This is a genomic window from Streptomyces sp. NPDC102259 (assembly GCF_044766465.1).
GTDB lineage: Bacteria > Actinomycetota > Actinomycetes > Streptomycetales > Streptomycetaceae > Streptomyces.
On record NZ_JBIWMA010000003.1, the window covers coordinates 184,622 to 203,176 of the forward strand.

16 protein-coding genes and 1 pseudogene are annotated in these 18,555 nt (G+C 70.2%); all 17 read left to right on the top strand.

All coding sequences use genetic code 11. The features are described 5' to 3' along the window. Positions 1-74 precede the first annotated feature (74 nt). The 17 genes and pseudogenes from ACIRPU_RS09530 (at position 75) to ACIRPU_RS09610 (ending at position 18,528) form a co-directional block, all read left to right on the top strand. Positions 75-1,091 (top strand): zinc-dependent alcohol dehydrogenase family protein, encoded by a 1,017-nt coding sequence (locus ACIRPU_RS09530; RefSeq protein ID WP_403863963.1) that lies wholly within the window; start codon positions 75-77, stop codon positions 1,089-1,091. Positions 1,092-1,145: 54 nt separating this feature from the next. Then, positions 1,146-2,099, top strand: a complete 954-nt coding sequence (locus ACIRPU_RS09535) for an alpha/beta hydrolase (RefSeq protein WP_403863966.1) — start codon at positions 1,146-1,148, stop codon at positions 2,097-2,099. Between the two features lie 161 nt (positions 2,100-2,260). After that, positions 2,261-2,944 (top strand): SDR family NAD(P)-dependent oxidoreductase, encoded by a 684-nt coding sequence (locus ACIRPU_RS09540; protein ID WP_403863969.1) that lies wholly within the window; start codon positions 2,261-2,263, stop codon positions 2,942-2,944. Continuing rightward, positions 2,941-3,459, top strand: coding sequence for a cyclophilin-like fold protein (locus ACIRPU_RS09545; RefSeq protein WP_403863972.1), 519 nt, complete (start codon positions 2,941-2,943; stop codon positions 3,457-3,459). The genes ACIRPU_RS09540 and ACIRPU_RS09545 overlap by 4 nt, the downstream gene beginning before the upstream one ends. A 201-nt stretch (positions 3,460-3,660) precedes the next feature. After that, a complete protein-coding gene (locus ACIRPU_RS09550) occupies positions 3,661-4,917 on the top strand; it encodes an MFS transporter (RefSeq protein ID WP_403863975.1) in 1,257 nt (418 codons plus the stop codon). Positions 4,918-4,986: 69 nt separating this feature from the next. After that, positions 4,987-5,754 (top strand): SDR family oxidoreductase, encoded by a 768-nt coding sequence (locus ACIRPU_RS09555; RefSeq protein ID WP_403863978.1) that lies wholly within the window; start codon positions 4,987-4,989, stop codon positions 5,752-5,754. 126 nt (positions 5,755-5,880) lie between these two features. After that, positions 5,881-6,305: pseudogene (locus tag ACIRPU_RS09560) on the top strand (SDR family oxidoreductase); the annotation flags it as partial. Between the two features lie 36 nt (positions 6,306-6,341). Next, on the top strand, positions 6,342-6,755 hold the full coding sequence (locus ACIRPU_RS09565; protein WP_403863980.1) for a cupin domain-containing protein: 414 nt from the start codon (positions 6,342-6,344) through the stop codon (positions 6,753-6,755). Between the two features lie 318 nt (positions 6,756-7,073). Continuing rightward, positions 7,074-7,724, top strand: coding sequence for a (2Fe-2S)-binding protein (locus tag ACIRPU_RS09570; RefSeq protein WP_403863983.1), 651 nt, complete (start codon positions 7,074-7,076; stop codon positions 7,722-7,724). A 12-nt stretch (positions 7,725-7,736) separates the two neighbouring features. Further along, a complete protein-coding gene (locus tag ACIRPU_RS09575; RefSeq protein ID WP_403863986.1) occupies positions 7,737-8,717 on the top strand; it encodes an FAD binding domain-containing protein in 981 nt (326 codons plus the stop codon). Next, a complete protein-coding gene (locus tag ACIRPU_RS09580) occupies positions 8,714-10,909 on the top strand; it encodes a xanthine dehydrogenase family protein molybdopterin-binding subunit (protein ID WP_403863989.1) in 2,196 nt (731 codons plus the stop codon). Before ACIRPU_RS09575 ends, ACIRPU_RS09580 begins: the two co-directional genes overlap by 4 nt. A 160-nt stretch (positions 10,910-11,069) precedes the next feature. Then, positions 11,070-12,200: an XdhC family protein gene (locus ACIRPU_RS09585; RefSeq protein ID WP_403863992.1), complete on the top strand. Its 1,131-nt coding sequence runs from the start codon at positions 11,070-11,072 to the stop codon at positions 12,198-12,200. Between the two features lie 468 nt (positions 12,201-12,668). Further along, positions 12,669-13,133: an AAA domain-containing protein gene (locus ACIRPU_RS09590; RefSeq protein ID WP_403865049.1), complete on the top strand. Its 465-nt coding sequence runs from the start codon at positions 12,669-12,671 to the stop codon at positions 13,131-13,133. Between the two features lie 710 nt (positions 13,134-13,843). Further along, positions 13,844-14,392 carry a hypothetical protein gene (locus ACIRPU_RS09595; RefSeq protein WP_403865108.1) on the top strand — a complete coding sequence of 183 codons (549 nt, stop codon included), beginning with the start codon at positions 13,844-13,846 and terminating at the stop codon, positions 14,390-14,392. 259 nt (positions 14,393-14,651) lie between these two features. Then, a complete protein-coding gene (locus ACIRPU_RS09600; protein WP_403863995.1) occupies positions 14,652-15,488 on the top strand; it encodes a vWA domain-containing protein in 837 nt (278 codons plus the stop codon). A gap of 86 nt (positions 15,489-15,574) precedes the next feature. Then, positions 15,575-16,345: a hypothetical protein gene (locus ACIRPU_RS09605; protein ID WP_403863998.1), complete on the top strand. Its 771-nt coding sequence runs from the start codon at positions 15,575-15,577 to the stop codon at positions 16,343-16,345. A gap of 2 nt (positions 16,346-16,347) precedes the next feature. Then, positions 16,348-18,528 carry a hypothetical protein gene (locus tag ACIRPU_RS09610; protein WP_403864001.1) on the top strand — a complete coding sequence of 727 codons (2,181 nt, stop codon included), beginning with the start codon at positions 16,348-16,350 and terminating at the stop codon, positions 18,526-18,528. Positions 18,529-18,555: the final 27 nt, after the last annotated feature.

An 18,555-nucleotide genomic window follows, 5' to 3' on the forward strand; every position in this document is an offset into this window, starting at 1 on the left:
TGACTCTCGATCGTGAGCAGTCGTTCCTGACCGCGGCTGCGGTCCGCAGACACCCGCACCGAAGGAAGCACCCCATGCGCGGAGCAGTCATTCACGCCCCCGGCGACGTGCGTTTCGAGAGCCTCGACGACCCGAAGCTCATCGAGTCGACCGACGCGGTGATCCGTACGGTCGCCACCTGCGTGTGCGGCTCTGACCTGTGGCCGTATCGCGGTCTCGAGCCGGTCGGCGACCCGCACCCGATGGGACACGAGTACGTGGGCATCGTCGAGGAGGTCGGCAGCGAGGTCACCAACGTCGGGCCCGGCCAGTTCGTGGTCGGTTCCTTCGCCACCTCGGACAACACCTGCGTGAACTGTCTGGGCGGCTGGCAGTCGTCCTGCCTGAACCGTGAGTTCATGAGCACCTGCCAGGCCGACTACGTGCGCATCCCCAACGCGCACGGCACCCTGGTCGCCACCGACGAGCACCCCGACGCCGAGATGGTGCCGAGCCTGCTCGCCGTGTCCGACGTGATGGGCACCGGCTGGTACGCCGCCCTCGCCGCCGAGGTGAAGCCCGGCTCCACCGCGGTCGTGGTCGGTGACGGGGCGGTCGGCCTGTGCGGAGTGATCGCCGCGAAGGAACTCGGCGCGGAACGCATCATCGCCATGAGCCGTCATGAGTCCCGTCAGAAGCTCGCCCTGGAGTTCGGCGCCACCGACATCGTCGGCGAGCGCGGCCTTGACGGCGTCGCCAGGATCAAGGACCTCACCGGCGGCATCGGCGCGGACTCCGTGCTGGAGTGCGTGGGCACCGCCGAGTCCATGAGCCAGGCTCTGCACTCCGCGCGGCCGGGCGGCAACGTCGGCTTCGTCGGCGTCCCTCATGAGGTGGCCGTCGACGGCCAGGAGCTGTTCTTCTCCCAGGTCGGCCTGCGCGGCGGCCCCGCCCCCGTACGCCGCTACCTGCCCGACCTCATCGACCGCGTCCTGACCGGCCGCATCAACCCGGGCAGGGTCTTCGACCTCACCCTGCCCCTGGACCAGGTCGCCGAGGGCTACCGGGCGATGGACGAACGCCGCGCCGTCAAGGCCCTCCTCAAGCCCTGATCTCCAGCCCGTGACCGGCTGGCCCTGTCGAGCACCACGGAAATGAGACAAAAAGTGCCTGCAGCGGACAATTACATCTTCGACCTGGACGCGAACGTCACCCGGAAGCCGGTGTCGTACGAGAACAGGTACGGGATCACCCTCTCCGCGGACCTCTACCGGCCGAAGGACTTCGACGCCTCCCAGGAACACCCCGCGATCATCGTCGGCGCACCGTACGGCGGCGTGAAGGAGCAGGGCCCGGGCATCTACGCCCAGAATCTGGCCCGGCGCGGCTTCGTGGCCCTCGCCTTCGACCCCTCCTACAACGGCTGCAGCGGCGGCGACCCCCGACACGTCTCCTCCGCCGACGTCTTCACCGAGGACTTCAGCGCGGCCGTCGACTACCTGGGCACCCGTGACTTCGTGAACCGGGACCGCGTCGGCGTCATCGGCATGTGCGGCAGCGGCGGCTTCGCGCTCAGCGCGGCCCAGGTCGACCGGCGCATCAAGGCGGTCGCCACGGTCGTCATGTACGACATCGCCCGGATCGCCTCGGAGGGCTGGCAGGGCTCTCTCACCGCGGAGGAGCGAGGCGCCATGTTCGACGCGATCGCCGAGCAGCGGTACGCGGACTTCGAGGCCCCCGCCCCCGCCGTGACCCCGCGCGGCGCGCCCATCGGGTTCGACGAGAACACCGATCCGGTCGGCCGCGAGTTCGGTGAGTTCTACTCCACTCCTCGGGGCTACCACCCGAACTCCATCACCCAGTTCACGCTGACGAGCGGCATGTCGCTGATGAACTTTCCGCTGCTGTCGAAGATCGAGTGGATCGCGCCGCGGCCCATCCTGTTCGTCGTCGGCGAGAACGCCCACTCGCGGTACTTCAGCGAGGACGCCTACGAACTCGCCGCCGAGCCCAAGGAGTTCTACGCCGTCCCGGGCGCCGGACACGTCGACCTGTACGACAGTACGGACCTGATCCCGTTCGACAAGCTGGAGGAGTTCTTCAGCAAGAACCTGGCCTGATCGCACGCCGCGCATCGCGTACGGCCGCACCGGACGGCGCGGGGCGCGGATCGTCACGGCCCCTCGGCCCCCTCCCGCCCACACGCACACCGTCGGGCCGCATCACCGACAGCGCGGATGCCGTCGGGAGCCACCGCCTCACCCAAGGAACGACGACATCCATGACGACCTTCGCGCTCATCGGCGCCGGCCCCGGTCTCGGGCTGGCCACCGCCCGCCGCTTCGGCGTCGCCGGCCACACCGTCGCCCTCCTCGCACGCAACGCCGAGCGCCTGGAGGAGATGACGGCCGAGCTGGTCCGCGACGGCATCCGGGCTCGCGGCTTCACCGCCGACGTCCTCGACATCGAGTCGCTGACCACGGCCCTGCACGCGGCGGGGACCGCACTGGGGCCCATCGAGATCCTGCAGTACAGCCCGGTGCCGCGCGCCGACTTCATGAAGCCGGTCCTCGGCACGAGCGCTGACGACCTGGACGCGCCCCTCGCCTTCTCCGTCAAGGGCCCTGTCACCGCCGTGAACGCCGTCCTGCCCGGCATGCTGGCCCTCGGCCGCGGCACCCTGCTGTTCGTCAACGGCTCCAGCGCCGTACGCCCCAGTCCGAACGTGGCCGGCACCTCGATCGCCTTCGCCGCCGAGAGCGCGTACGCCCGCATGCTGCACGACACGCTCGCCGGGGAGAACATCCACGCCGCCCAGCTGATCATCCCGGGCGCCATCCGGCCCGACGCCGAGCACAGCGGCCCCGAGACGCTGGCACAGCGGCTGTACGACATGCACGCCGAGCGGGACGGCTTCCGCCACTACGCCGAGCCCCTGCCCGACCAGCCACAGGTGACGTCGTGAACCTGGCACCCCTTCGCGCTGTCGCCCGCGTGGTCCCGGCCGCCGCCCTGCTGCTGGTCGTGACCGCCTGCACCGACGACTCCCCGTCCTCCGCCACTTCCGGGCCGGCATCGGCTCAGGCTTCGTCAGCCCCGGTCGCCCCCACCTCATCCGGCAGGACAACCGCCATGAACATCCGGCTCACGCTCAACGGCCACCCCATCGCCGCCACCCTGAACGACAGCGCCACCGCCCGCGACTTCGCCGCCCAGCTCCCGCTCACCCTGTCGCTGCGCGACCTCAACGCGGCCGAGAAGATCGCCGACCTGCCCCGGAAGCTGTCCACCTCCGGCGCCCCGGAAGGGGCCGATCCCGAGGTCGGTGACCTGGCGTACTACGCCCCCTGGAACCAGCTCGCCACGTACTACCGCGACGCTCCCTATGCGGCCGGCCTGGTCATCCTCGGACACATGGCCGACGGCGGCACCGAGCAGCTCGCCACCGCCGACGAGATCACCATCGAAGCCACGCCCTGACCCGCCTCCCCACCGCTCGCCCTCAGGGAGGCGGCCTCAGCGGCCTCAGCGGCCTCATAGGAAGGGGGGAGGGGATCCTCTCCTTTTCGTCCGGTTCGCTTCATGGAACCGTCGAAGACGCGGCCACGCCGTCCGCGGTCCGCCGAGACGGCTCCGCCGCCCCCTGATCCGTCGTCTTCCACGCAAGGAGAGACCACACGTATGCCTTCCGCATCCGGGACCACCCCCGGCAAGCTTCCCTTCGTCGTCTGGGTGCTCGCCGCCGGCACGTTCCTGATGGGGACCACCGAGTTCGTCGTCGCCGGCCTGCTGCCGGAGCTGGCCGGCGACCTCGGAGTCAGCGTCTCCCACGCCGGCCTGCTGATCACCGCCTTCGCCCTCGGCATGATCATCGGCGCGCCGACCATGGCCATGGCCACCCTGCGCCTGCCTCAGCGCCGGACGCTGGTCCTCGCCCTGTCCGTGTTCTGCCTCGGACATCTGGTCGCCGCCCTCAGCACGTCCTTCACGATCGTCCTCCTCGCCCGAGTCGTGACCGCTCTGGCGACCGGTGCGTTCTGGTCCGTCGGCTTCGTCGTCGCCACCAGGGCCGCGGGACCGCGCAACGCCACCCGCGCCACCGGCGTCATGATCGGCGGCCTGACCCTGGCCAACGTCGTCGGCGTGCCGATCGGCTCCTTCGCCGGCCAGTTCACCGGCTGGCGCGGCCCCTTCTGGGCCCTGGCCGTCCTCTCCGGGCTTGCCGCCGTGTTCATCGGCCGCTTCATCCCGGCCCAGGAGCAGCGCGCCGAGGTGTCCCTCCGGGCCGAGGTCCGGGCTCTGCGTCAGGGCCGGCTGTGGCTGGCCCTCGGCGCCGCGATGCTGATCATGGGCGGTGTCCTGGCGACGTACACCTATGTCACGCCGCTGCTGACCGACCGCGCCGGCATCCCTGCAGGCGCCGTACCGCTCGTCCTGATCGCCTTCGGCGTCGGCGCCCTGGGCGGCACCACCACGGGCGGCCGCCTGGGCGACCGGCGTCCGATGGTCACCACCATCACGGCCGCCGCGGCCACCGCCCTGGTCCTGTTCCTGCTGATCCCGCTGTCCGGCACCCCGGTGACGGCCACCGTCCTCGTCTTCCTCATGGGTCTGACCGGCTTCACGGTCAACCCGGTCGTGACGGCCCTCGCCATGCGCTTCGCGGACGACGCTCCCACCCTCACCTCGGCGCTGACCACCTCCGCCTTCAACACCGGCATCGCCGCCGGTTCGTTGATCGCCGGTACGGCCCTGGACTCCTCCCTCGGCCTGACCGGACCGCCGCTGGTCGGCACCGTCATCGCCGCTCTCACGCTGCTGCCCCTGATCGCCCTCGCCGTCCACGGCACTTCCCACAAGGGCCGGATCGTGGCCCGGAGCAGCGCTCCCACGCACACGCGACACGACGAACCAGCGCAGGCGCCGTCGCGGCACTGACCCAAGCCCGGATCCGCGTACTGCCGATACGAAACCGACGACGTACCAGCATGCGAGAGGACTCTGCCCATGACTGTGAACAACGCGGCCTTCACCGGCAAGGTGGCCTTCGTGACCGGAGCCGGCTCCGGCATCGGTCGCACCACCGCCGTCGCCTTCGCCCGCGCGGGCGCCCGCGTCGCCCTCGCCGACCTGTCCGATGACGGCCTGCGGGAGACCGCCCGGCTCATCGAGGAAGCGGGCGGGCAGGCTCTGGCCCTCGCCTGTGACGTCACCAGTGAGGACGACGTGCGGTCCGCGCTGGACGACACCATCGAGGCGTTCGGACGACTGGACGCGGCCTTCAACAACGCCGGCGTCGAGCAGCCGGTCAAGCCGGCCGCGGACATCGAGAAGGACGAGTGGGACCGCGTCATCGGCGTCAGCCTGACCGGGATGTTCCTGTGCATGAGACACCAGATCCCCCTCATGCTCCGGCAAGGGGGCGGCGCGATCGTGAACGCCTCGTCGGGCGCCGGAGTCAAGGGCTTCAGGGGACAGGCGGCCTACGCCGCCGCCAAGCACGGCGTCATCGGCCTGACGCGCTCGACCGCCCTCGACTACGCGGCGTCCCACGTGCGGGTCAACGCCGTCTGCCCCGGCATCATCGACACCGAGATGATCCGGCGCTTCGCGGAGAGCACCCCCGGAGGACGGGACGCCCTGATCGCGGACGAGCCCATCGGACGGCTCGGCACACCGGAAGAGATCGCGGCCGCCGTGCTCTGGCTCTGCTCGGACGCCGCCTCCTTCGCCACCGGCCACGCCCTGGTCGTCGACGGCGGCCAAACCGTCTGACGGCGGCGAAACCGTCCGACGGCGGTCCATGGCAAGGCGTCGTGCCGCCGCAGACCGTCCGGGCGGACCGACGCCACTCGCGCCACCACCCCTCCGCACTCGAACGGAGACCACGACGTGAACCCCAACGCCATCGACCTCCGCGGCGTGTGGGCCTGCATGAAGCACGAGCTGCGGCACATGCCGGCCCGGGGCAGCGGGGCCATCGTCAACTGCCCCTCCCTCGGCGGCCTGGTCGGCCTTCCCGGTCGCGCCTCGTACCCCGCCTCCAAGCACGGCGTGATCGGCCTGACCACCAGCGCCGCCCTCGAATACGCCCCCGGGGCATCCGCGTCAACGCCGTCTGCCCCGGCACCATCGACACCCCCATGGTCAGCGACATGATCGCCAAGGGGGAGCTCGACCGTGCCGAGGCCGAGGCCGACCAGCCCATCAACCGGCTCGGCACCGCCGAGGAGATCGCCCAGGCGGTCCTGTGGTTGTGCAGCCCCGGCGCGGGTTTCGTCGTCGGGGTCGCCCTCCCCGTGGACGGCGGCTACGTCGCCCGCTGAAGACAGCCCACACACGAAGGAGAGCTGAGAGACACCATGGAATTCATCAAGCAGCAGCCCAGCAGCAAGGCCCCGGCGGACTGGTTCACCGGCGACGTGTGGTGGGACGTCATCGTGGCCGGTCAGGAGCCGTCGAGGATGCGTGCCAACCTGGTCCGCTTCTCGCCGGGCGCCCGCACCCACTGGCACTCCCACGCCGTGGGCCAGACCCTGCACGTCGTATCCGGCGTCGCCCTGATCGGCACCCGGGACGGCACCGTCTTCGAGGCCCACCCCGGTGAGACCGTGGCGTGCCCGCCGAACGAGGAACACTGGCACGGCGCCGCTCCCGACCGGTTCATGGAGCACATCGCCCTGTGGGAGGGCACCGGTGACGGCACCCCCGAGACCACGTGGGCCGAGCCGGTCACCGACCAGCAGTACAACGGCCGCCGCACTCGCGACCGGTAGCCCCGGCCCGTTCATCACGCATCCGGGGCCCACTCAGGACGTCACCGCATCCCGGCCACAACCCGGGAAGCGAGGCTCCGTCCTGCCTCGCCCCGCGCGTGAGTGCCCCCGATGATGTCGCTCAGTCGCTCCTGACGGAGCTTCAAGGGGGGAGAAAAGTCTCCCTGTCACGAGCGTTGCCGGTGGTGCAACACTCCCCAGGTGACCAGTAGCCGCGGCCAGAGCACGCGGTTGCCGGCGTTCCCGCGGTGACGACGATCCACTCTCCCGTCCCGCTGATGTGTACGGCCGATCCGTCCGCGATACGAAGGCGTACGTATGTCCACTGAACTCCCCGAGTCTGCCGTTCCGCCCCCCACCGGCGCCGGCGAGTCCTCCCCGGCGCCCAGCCGGCGCACCTTCATCGCCACGAGTACCGCGGTCGGTGGCGCGGTCGTCGCGGGGGGCGTGCTCGCAGGAACCTCCCTCGTCGGCGCGGAAGAGGCGACGGCTGCCGAGAGGTCGCCCTCCAGCCGTGTCACCCTGACGGTCAACGGCACCCGCCGGACGGTGACGGTCGACAACCGCACCTCGCTGCTGGACCTGCTGCGCGAGCATCTCGGTCTGACAGGCTCGAAGAAGGGCTGCAACGCCGGGGCCTGCGGTGCGTGCACCGTGCTGGTCGACGGCCACCGGGTCAACGCCTGCCTGACGCTCGCAGTGCGGCTGGAGGGCGCCGAGGTCACCACGATCGAGGGCCTGGCAGACGGGAACGAACTCCACCCGTTGCAGCAGGCGTTCATCGACGAGGACGCCTTCCAGTGCGGTTACTGCACCCCGGGTCAGATCGTCTCCGGGGTGGGTTGCATCAAGGAAGGCCACACCGGTTCGCCGCAGGAGATCCGGGAGTGGATGAGCGGCAACATCTGCCGCTGCGGCTGTTACGTGAAGATCGTGCGCGCGGTCGAGCAGACCGCGCGACGGAAGTGAGGATCGGCCGCCATGCATCCCTTCTCCTACTCACGTGTCTCCGACACGCGTGAAGCTCTCGACGCCGGTGGCCGAGGCGGGCGTTACATCGCCGGTGGGACCACCCTGGTCGACCTGATGCGCGAGACCGTCGAGCGCCCCGGCAGCCTGGTCGACATCAGTGGCCTGCCCTTGCGTGAGGTCACGGTGACCGAGCGCGGGGGTCTGCGGATCGGCGCCCTGGTGACCATGTCCGAGGCCGCCGCCGACGCAAAGGTGCGCACTTTGTATCCCGTCGTCTCCGAGGCGCTGGAGCTGAGTGCTTCGGCTCAGCTGCGGAACATGGCGACCATCGGCGGCAACATCATGCAGCGCACCCGGTGCACGTACTTCCGGGACGTGACCGCCGACTGCAACAAGCGTGAGCCGGGCTCGGGTTGTGCCGCCCTGCACGGCCACAACCGCACGCACGCCATCCTCGGGACGTCCGACGCCTGCGTGGCCACCCACCCCTCCGACGCCGCCGTGGCCTTCGCCGCCCTGGAGGCCCGGGTGCACCTGCTGGGCCCGGACGGGGCACGCCAAGTCCCCTTCGCCGAATTCCTGTTGCGGCCCGACGGCACCCCACAACGCGAACAGGCGCTGCGTAAGGGTGAGTTGATCACCGCCGTGGAGATCCCCGCTCTTCCGCGCCCGCTCAGGTCCGGCTATCTGAAGGTGCGTGACCGGCAGTCGTACGAGTTCGCCCTGACGTCGGCGGCCGTCGCGCTGCAGGTACGCGGCGGGGTGATCCGCGAGGCCAGGGTCGCCGCCGGGGGAGTGGGCACCGTGCCCTGGAAGCTGCCCGCCGTCGAGCAGCACCTCATCGGCGAACGCCCCTCGGCGGCCCTGTGGGCAGTGGCCGCCGCGAAGGCGGCGGACGGCGCCCGTCCCCTACAGCACAACCGGTTCAAGGTCGAGTTGCTCAAGCGCACTGTCGAACGCCAGCTGCGCGTCGTAGGAGGTGCGAAGTGAGCCCCCAGCCGCAGGCAGCCGTGGGTGCGCCGCTGTCCCGGGTGGACGGCCGGCTGAAGGTCACGGGCAAGGCGTTGTACGCCGCCGAGCACGATGTCGACGGGACCGTGCACGCCGTGATCGTCGACGCGAGCATCGGCCGCGGCCGCGTCACGGCGATCGACACCGGCGCCGCCGAAGCCCTTCCGGGCGGGCTCAAGGTGATCCACCACCGCAACGCGCCGAAGCTGCCCTACCGCGACAACAGCGGGTCGAACAACCCGCCCGGCCGGCGACTTCGCGTCTTCCAGGACGACCGTGTCCGCTTCCACGGTCAGCCGGTCGCCGTCGTGGTGGCCACCACCCTGGAGGCCGCGCAGCACGGTGCGAGCCTGGTCGAGGTGCGCTATGACGCCGAGCAGCCCTCGACCGACCTCACCGAGGCCGAGCCGGACGAGCCGACCCGATACGCGCGCGGCGACGCCGACGCGGCTCTGCGCTCGGCGGCCGTGCGCCTGGACCTGACGTACCGCACGGCCCGCAATCACCACAACCCGATGGAGCCGCACGCCACCATCGCCCGCTGGGACGGCACCAAGCTGACCGTATGGGACAAGACGCAGTGGGTGGTGGGCACGCAGACCGAACTCGCCGCGGTGTTCGGCCTGGAGACGGACGCGGTGCGCGTGATCTCGCCGTTCGTCGGCGGCGGATTCGGCACGGCATTGCGCTGCTGGCCGCACGTGGTCGTCGCCGCGCTGGCCGCCCGTGAGACGAAGCGTCCGGTCAAGCTCGTGCTCAGCCGCAAGCAGATGTACCTCGGGACCGGTTTCCGGCCCTCGTACGAGTACCGCCTGCGTCTGGGCAGCGACCGGCGGGGCCGTCTGTCCGCCGCGGTGCACGAGCTGGACGCGGAGACATCGTCGTACGAGACGTTCACCGAGTCCATCCTGGCGGCCGGACAGATGCTCTACAGCATGCCCAACGTCAGCCAGGCGTACCGGACGGTGCCGCTGGATCTGCCCACGCCGCTGTACATGCGAGGCCCCGGCTTCCAGACGGCCTCCTTCGTCATCGAGTCGGCCATGGACGAACTCGCCCACAAGCTCGGCGTCGACCCGATCGAGCTGCGCCGGCGCAACGAGCCGAACGAGGACGAGTCGTCCGGGCTGCCGTTCTCCACCCGTCGGCTGCGCGAGTGCTACGCGGCCGGCGCGCGCGAGTTCGGCTGGGATCGCCGCGACCCCAGGCCCCGCGCGACGCGTGAGGGGGACTGGCTGATCGGCAGGGGCATGGCCGCCGGCGTCTACGACACCGCGCGCATGCCCGCCCGGGCCCGGGCCCGCCTGGACGCCGACGGCACCGCGCTCGTCGAGGCCGCCGCCACCGACATGGGCCCGGGCACGTACACCTCCCAGACCCAGGTCGCCGCCGACGCCCTCGGACTGACCGTGCGCACGGTGACCTTCCGGCTGGGGGACTCTCTCTACCCGCCGACCCCACCGCACGGTGGCTCGATGACCATGGCCAGCGTCGGCTCCGCCACCCTCGACGCCTGCGACAAGGTCCGCCGTCAGGCGATCGAACTGGCCGCCGGGGACCGCGAGTCGCCGCTGTACGGGGCGGCGGCCGACGATGTCGTGGTACGCAACGGCCGACTGCACCTGAAGAACGATCCCGCGCGCGGTGAGACCTACCGGCGGCTGCTGACCCGCAACGACCGCACCCACCTGGAAGCGGACGGCTCCTTCGCCCCGCCGTCGGGCCCGGAGCGGCACTCCTTCTACGGCTACAACGCGACCTTCGCCGAAGTGGCCGTCGACGCGACCCTGGGCCTGGTGCGGGTACGGCGGGTCCTCGGCGTGTACGACGCGGGCCGCATCATCAGCCCCAAGCTCGCCGACAGCCAGGCTCTCGGCGGCATGGTCGGCGGCATCGGCACGGCCCTGCTGGAGCACACCGTCACCGACCACCGCGACGGACGCATCGTCAACGCCAACCTCGCCGACTACCTCGTCCCCGTCAACGCCGACATACCCGACCTCAAGGCGATCTACCTGGACGGCGAGGACCGCGAGGCCGACCCGCTCGGCGTCAAGGGCCTCGGCGAGCTCGTGATGATCGGGGTGGCACCCGCCATCGCCAACGCGGTCTTCAACGCCACCGGCCGCCGGGTCCGCGAACTGCCCATCACCGCGGAGGCGTTGCTCTGACCCACCGCCACTTCGGCCCGGCCAAGTGCGCACCGCTCGTCCGGCAGCCTGCCCGGTCCGGCTGCCGGACTTCCCAGGGCCGCCGCCGCGTGACGTCTCCCCGGCGTCGTGGCGGCGGCCCGCTCCCCATCCGACCCCGGTCCTGCCATGGAGAACCCCCATGCTGAACATCGCGGACACCCTGCACCGCTGGTGCCGCGAGGCACGTCCCTTGGCCCTGGCCACCGTCGTCGGCGTGCACGGCAGTGCCCCTCTGCCGGTCGGTACGTCGGTCGCCGTGGACGAGGACGGCAACGCCGTCGGCAGCATCTCCGGCGGCTGCGTCGAGGGAGCGGTCTACGAGCTGTGCCGACAGGTGCTCCGTGACCCGGGCACTCCGCGGCGGGCCTGGTTCGGCTACTCCGACGACGACGCTTTCGCCGTCGGCCTGACCTGCGGCGGCGAACTCGACGTCTTCGTCCAGCGCATCGATCCCGCAGCCCAGCCGCACCTGTCCACGGCCCTCGCCGACATCGATCGAGGGCGACCGGTCGCCGTGGCACAGGTCGTGGACGGCCCGGAGGGCCTCCTCGGCTCCACGCTGAGCGTGCTCGGCGGCGGCCATGTCATCTACGGCCGCGTGGACGGCGGCCCGGCGGACCGGGCGGTGGCCGACCGGGCCAGGGCCCTGCTGCGGGCGGGCCGCACCGTCCGCGTCGACATCGGCGGGCAGGCGGACGAATGCCCCGAACGGCTGTCCGTCCTCGTTCATGTCCATGCGTCCCCGCCGCGCCTGCTGGTCTTCGGCGCCGTCGACTTCGCCGCGGCCCTCAGCCGGGCCGGCCGCTTCCTGGGCTACCACGTCACCGTCTGCGACGCCCGCCCCGTCTTCGCCACTTCCGCCCGCTTCCCGCACGCGGACGAAGTGGTGGTCGACTGGCCCCACCGGTACCTGGAACGCACCGAGGTGGACGTCCGCACCGCTGTATGTGTCCTCACGCACGACGCCAAGTTCGACATCCCGCTGCTTCGCCTGGCACTCGACCTGCCCGTCGCCTACGTCGGGGCCATGGGCTCCCGGCGCACCCACGACGCGCGCATGGGCCGCCTGCGCGAGCAGGGCGTCACGGAGAGCCAGTTGGCCCGGCTGCGTTCCCCCATCGGCCTCGATCTCGGAGCCTCCACACCGGAGGAGACGGCCGTCTCCATCACCGCGGAGATCATCGCCCAGGCCAACCACGGCACGGGCCGGCCACTGACCCGGATCACCGGCCCGATCCACCGGCCGTCGGAGTCGGCGAGCTCCCGGTAGGCCGGTCTCGCGAACCGACAAGGGCTCATCGTCCCTCTGAGGGCAGCCGTCGGCCTGGAAGAACCGAGGCCCAGGCGTTCTCGACGGAGCGCAGGGGTTACGGCTTCACCGGAGGCATGCCTGCCGTGCCGACGGGTCGTGCCGGGGCAGTCGGTCGTGGCGGCCTGTTCCGTCCCGGAGAGGAGGGACGTGCTGTACCTCGTGACGCTCGTTTGCCGCTCTGGGCTCCCGCAGGCGGCACAGCGAGCCGAGAAATGGCCTCTGACCTGCCCTTTCATGAGATCCGCTCAAGCCGACATCTTTCCGATGACGCACCACGTGGAGTGCGTGGCGATCCTGGAGCCGGTGGGCAAGGGGGCCTGACCGCACGGCCGAGGGGGCTTCGCCGGCTGCGTTCCGGTGATCGGTCGCTCGTTCCACGACTCCCGGCAGGCGGATTCAGAAGAGGACGAGAGCGCTGAGCAGGCGGTGCAGGTCGTCGCTCCACTGGAACTGAACGAAGGGCAGGAGGCGGTCATCCGGGCCGTCATGGTCCGCAGACTCACTGTCGCCACCGGACCGCCCGGCACCGGGAAGAGCCAGCTCATCGTCAACGCGGTCGCCACCGCCAGAGCGGCCGGCCAGACCGTGCTCGTCGCGTCGACCAACAACAAGGCGGTGGACGAGGTCTGGGAGCGCTGCGAAGACCTGGCACCCGGCCTGCTCGTACGTACGGGCAACCAGGCCGCCGTCGAGGAAGAGCTGCGGACTGGAGCGGCTGACTCGACGCGCCCGGCCCCACCGGTCTTCCCAGGCGCACCGGGGCGAGCTGCGGAACCAGCTCCGGGAGCAGGAGGCGCTGCGCCGTCAACTCGCGGAGGTCGCAGGGAGAGAACGGGAACTGGCAGACCTCGGTCGATTGCACTTCTCCTACGCCGAGGGGCGTCAAGGTGACCCTCAGGCGCTCGCTACGGCCCTGGGTGACGAGGTGTCCCTCAGCCGGTGGCTGCGCCGGGCTCGCACGGCGGTACGCCTCGGGATCTTCGGCGGGTGGCTGCGAAGCCGGTGCTTGCGAGGTCTCGCCCCGCTGTCCGTGCAGGCCGCAGGGCGACCGGAGTTCGCCGGCCTGGTGTCCTTCGCTGAGGCCGAGGCCGCCTGGCGGCGGAAAAGCACCGAAGCCGACGCGGTAGCGGACGACCGCCGGCTCCTGGCAGCGCTTCGGGCGACCGATCGACAGGTCCGGGACACGGCGGCAGCGCTGTTGCAGGCCCTGGTGGCGGAGCAGGCGACGACCGCGCGGGCTGCCATACACGATCGCATCGAAGCCGTGAAGTCGCGATCACCGCGTCAGTGGTCGTCCTTGGAGCGGATCATGCCGCAGGTGTCGGGCTGGGCCGTCACCGCCAGGTCCCCCCGGCGCTTCCGGGACCGGGCCGCCCTCTTCGATCTGGTCATCGTCGACGAGGCGAGCCAGTGCTCCACACCGGATGTGCTGCCCTTGCTCTTCCGCGCACGGCGAGCCCTGGTGATCGGTGACCCCATGCAGTTGCAGCACATCACCACACTTCAGCCCCGGCAGGAGGCCGAAGCGCACCGTGGGGCGGGGTTACGGGCGAGCTGGCTGGATGAGCACCGGCTTGAACACCGCCGCTACTCCTCGTTCCATGCGGCTGCCCGAGCAGCAGGACGTGATCCTGTTGTCGCTTGTCGCGGGCGCGAGAATGCGCCCCAGTGCGGTCAACTGGCTCTGCCGCGAGGTCAATCTGTGGAACGTCGCCATCACGCGCGCACGTTCGCATCTCATCGTGTTCGGCGACCGTGACTTCTGGTCGGCCCGGTCGGGGATGCCGCACGCGCTGCTGGACGCGGCCGAAGCCAAGGCCTCGCTGTTGTCGCCCGCAGCGGACCCAGGACAGCAGCACGAGCTTGTCGGTGTCCGCCTTCAACTCCTGCTGACGGACGAGATCCCCGGAGTCCTGCTCGACCGGAACGTCACGACCGACGGCTATGCCTGCGACTTCGACGTCCGCCGGGGCACGGGTGCGGCCCAGGTTCGGTTGGACCACGGGGCACCTGCCGATGTGGAGGTCGCTCGCCATCTGAGGCTTGCCCTCAGTCACGCAGCCCTTCTGCCGAACGGAGTGCGACTGCCAGCCTGGCACGTGTGGGCCGGCCGGCCGGAACGCGTGACGGGGCGACTCGACGGCCGATGAGGACGAAGCGCGGATACCGGCGTGCGGACAGCGACCGTGCCGACCGTCCGCCCGGAGGCGTGCCGACAGCGAAGGGAGGCCGAATTAAAGGATCTTGGCGAGGGCATTTTGAGCACGTCCGCCCCTACGCCGACGTCCTCGCACTACCATGCGATCGGGGGATCTCGGTGACTCGGCGTGCGCGCTGGTGACCGAACGTCTGCATGTCGCACGAGCGCCTTCGACGACCGACTTCTTCACAGTCCGGCAGGAGCCCAACGTGCCGTATACGGCAGAGATCAGCCGCAGCAATCCGACGAGCATCATTTTCCTCGTCGACCAGTCGACCTCCATGACCGATGCCATCGGCGGTGAAGTTCCTCAGCAGAAGGCTGATGTCGTTGCCGACGCCATCAACCGGCTCCTCACCGAACTCTCCGTCAAGTGCGCGAAGGAAGAAGGCGTACGCGACTACTTCCACGTCGCGGTCGTCGGATACGGCGCCACCGTCGGCTCGGCGTTCGCAGGCTCGCTCGCCGGACGGGACATCGTTCCTCTCAGCGAGGTGGCGGACAACCCGGCCCGCGTCGACGAGCGAACCAAGAAGGTGCCCGACGGCGCCGGCGGTCTGGTCGAGACCGTGGTCAACTTCCCGCTGTGGATGGACCCGATCGCCCACGGCGGAACCCCGATGAACCGCGCTCTCCAGTACGCCGAGAGCCTCGTCGCCGGGTGGACCGAGCGCTACCCGGCCGGCTTTCCGCCCATCGTCATCAACTTGACGGACGGGGAGTCGACCGATGGCGACCCGACCGCGGCCGCCGAGGCCATCACCTCGCACGCCACGGCCGACGGTGCGGCGCTGCTGTTCAACTTGCACGTCTCCGCGGCCGGTGGAACACCCACCGCCTTCCCCGACAGCGCGGACGGTCTCCCCGACAGCTACGCCCGCACACTCTTCTCCATGTCGAGCCCTCTGCCGAGTCATATGCGTTCGTACGCCGCCTCGCAGGGCCAGCGGGTCAGCGAGACTACCCGCGGCTTCGTCTACAACGCCGACATCACCACAGTCGTGCAGTTCCTCGACATCGGCACCCGCGCCACCGAGCTGCGGTGACGGCTCCACCCTCCTGCGTGTATGTCACGCACCTTGTAGCCCCCAAGTACGGGAGCACGGAGGCGGAATGTGAGGATGCCGTCGTCGTGCTCCCCGACCGCTCGCACGACCACATGCTGCGAGAACCGCTCACCGCGGGCGTCTGTGACGGGGCGACGGAGAGTGCCCTGGCCAAGGACTGGGCCCGGCTCCTGTCCCGCGCGGCGGCCGAACACGCCATGCGTCGCCCCGACCTGCTGCACGGTGGTGCCGCCTTCGAGGAGTTCGCGTCTTCGGCTGTCGCTCAATGGGAACCCTGGCTCGCGCAGTACACGCAGGCGCGCAGTGCGGAAGGGCGCCCCTTGAAGTGGTACGAGCACACCAAGCTCGCAGAAGGCGCCTACGCAACTCTGCTCACGGTGCGCGTCGACCCGGACCCCGGTCCCGGCTCGAGCGCGGACTCCGACCCGTCTGAACCGGCGTGGCGCTGGCGGGCCGCCGCGCTGGGAGACAGCTGTCTCTTCCATCTGCACGACGACCGGCTGGTACAGGCCTTCCCAGTGGAGACTGCCGACGACTTCGGCACAGCCCCCGACCTCTTCGGCAGCCGCAATCACGATGTGGCGCTGCTGGCCTGCCGTACTCGGTTTACCGAAGGCCGGTGCCGGCCCGGCGATCGGCTGCTCCTGATGACCGACGCACTGGCCGCGTGGTTCCTGTCGGCCCCCGACCAGGACACCGCGGTGCGCCAGCTACTGGAATTCTCTGGGCCCGACGACCTGGGTGCTTTCGTGGACTGGCTGAACGGTCTCCGGGACCGCAAAGAGCTACGTAACGACGATGTGGCCGTCGTGCGAATCGATTTCGAAGGACGGTGAACGTGGGCTCGCCCACCGGTCAGCAGAGACAGTTCCCCAGTGGCGCCGCCTACGCCGAGGCCTTGCAGCACACACAGCTGTGTTTCGAGCACCCCGAGCTCAAGGGTGCGAGGCCGGAACTGACCAAGCTTGGCCTGCCCCGCGCCATCTCCGGCGCCTTCGCGAGCGTGTTCTCGCTGACCTCGGCCGCGTCGGGTCGGCGGTACGCGGTCAAATGCTTTACCCGCCACGTCCCTGATCAGGAACTTCGCTACCAGGCCATCAGCAGCAGACTTGCGCAGCTTGACCCGGCCGAGCTCTCCCAGCCGTGGAACCTCGGCTTCGAGTACCTACCTGATGCGATCGGCGTCGGCCAGGAGCGTTACCCGGTCCTGAAGATGGAGTGGATCGAGGCCGTCACCCTGTCGTCCTGGCTCGACGACAACCACACCGACCGGTTCGCCGTCGAGCGCCTGGCCGCCAGGTTCGAGGCGCTGACCCGCGATCTGTCGGAACACGAGATCGCCCATGGCGACCTCCAGCACGGCAACCTGCTTGTCGCGAGCGACGACACCCTGCGCCTCGTCGACTACGACGGCATGTACGTGCCGGCGCTGGCAGGCCTCGGCGGCACCGAGCGGGGCCACCGTAACTACCAGTCGCCCATGCGTGGAAACGATGACTTCGGGGCGGCGTTGGACCGGTTCTCCGCCTGGGTCATCTTCATGTCGCTCAAGGCAACCGCCGCCGACCCCGCTCTGTGGCATCGGCTGCACGAACCCAGCGGCGAGTTCCTGCTGCTCACCGAGGAAGACTTCAAGAGTCCGGGCGGCTCCACAGGGCTCCGGACGCTACTGGCCCATCCAGACCCGACGGTGAGTGGGCTCGCTGACCAGGTGAGGTCCCTGGCCTTCCAGCCCTTGGACGTACTGCCTCCGCTCGCCCACGCGATCCCCAAGCAGCGGGCCGCCGCGACGACGACCACTTCGGCATCGGCTCCCCCCACGACCACAGCTCCGGGTATGGGGGGACTGCCCGACTGGATGACCGGGCACGTTTCCCCGCAGGCCGCGCCGCCACCGGCCGGGCCCGCCGCCACTTCACCGGACGGCTTCCACACCCGGACGCCGTTGGACGTCGTGGCGGCCGTGCTCTGGCCGCTGTTGTCGGCCGCGACGGCCTTGATGATCGTCGCAGGATTTCCGACCCCCCTGATCGGATCCGGAGCTCCTGTCATCGTCGCGGCCGTCATCACCGCCTTCGCACGGAGCCGTCGGGCGGAGAGGGCCCGCTCACGGGCCGTCCTGGCCGGCCTGACGGACGAACTGGCCCGGCTTGACGACCCCGTCAAGGGAGCGGCGAAGCTGCGTAAGGACAAGGAGAAGTTCGACGCGGCGGAGGCGAAGCGGACCACCGCCTACCCGCAGGCACAGGTCAGGCTCACGGCTCAGTATCACGCCGCGCTCAAGGAGGCCGAGAAGCGCAAGGTCCGCAAGCAGCGTGACATCGACAAGAAGATCGACGGGCTCTCGGAGGAACTCCGCAGAGCCTTGGCCAAAGCGCTTGCCGACAAGCAGACCGCGTACGTTCGGGACCAGCTCGGCCGTCGGCTGATCGTCCAGTCCCCGCCGCACGGCATCGGGCCGAAACTGGCCGCTCGTCTGGCCGCGGCGGGCATCCGGTCGGCAGCTGATTTCAAGGGCTACCGCTCCGTGCAGAACAACGCCTACAACAGCACCGGCGCCGTACTCGTGCTGACCAGCGGCCGGACCATCAACGTTCAGGGAATCGGCGAGGCCAAGGCCATCGCTCTCGAGGTCTGGCGTAAAGACCTGTTCGCGTCCGCCGTCGCGCGCCAGCCGAGCGCTCTCAGCGCGGCGGAACGACAGCAGATCGAGCAAGGCATCACGCACCGCCGGGCCCAACTCACGGTCCAGCGCAAGGCCGTGGACTCCGAGATCGAGGCCTCGCGCGAGCAGGCGCGGAAGCATCTGGAGGACGGTCAGGAACGGCTCGCCCGGGAGAACACGCTTGCGGGCGACCGGGCCCGGCAACAGCGGCAGGAGTTCGGCCGGCGCACCGTCGCACTCCAGCAGAACAGCGCACTCCACGGGAGACTGAGTGCTGCCATGGAAGCCGCCGAACTCCGGCACCGCAGGCTGTCGTACGTGTCCTACGTGCGGTTCCTCTATATCGGTCGCTGAGACCGTGCCCGGCTGGGGATGGGCTGT